General features: G+C 70.7%; 1 pseudogene. It reads left to right on the top strand.

The window, feature by feature from the left end:
- A pseudogene (locus WDW90_RS41360) lies at positions 1 to 208 on the top strand (Crp/Fnr family transcriptional regulator); the annotation flags it as partial.

The raw sequence follows: 208 nt of genomic DNA, 5'->3' as shown, positions 1-208 counted from the left end.
ATGAGCGGCATCGCCGGGCGCTACAAGACCCTCTGGCAGGGCGGCCGCCGGATCGTCTCCTTTGCCGTGCCGGGCGACCTCTGCCGCATGCACAGCTCCAGCCCCTCCACGCGCGACATGCGGCTGGGCGCGCTCACGCCCTGCTCCGTCGTCGACATCCCGCGCGCAAGACTCACCGAGCTGATCGAGACGCATTCCGGCATCGCCC

This window comes from Methylobacterium nigriterrae (genome assembly GCF_037106235.1).
Lineage (GTDB): Bacteria > Pseudomonadota > Alphaproteobacteria > Rhizobiales > Beijerinckiaceae > Methylobacterium > Methylobacterium nigriterrae.
This window is presented reverse-complemented; position numbering and strand designations above follow the sequence as displayed.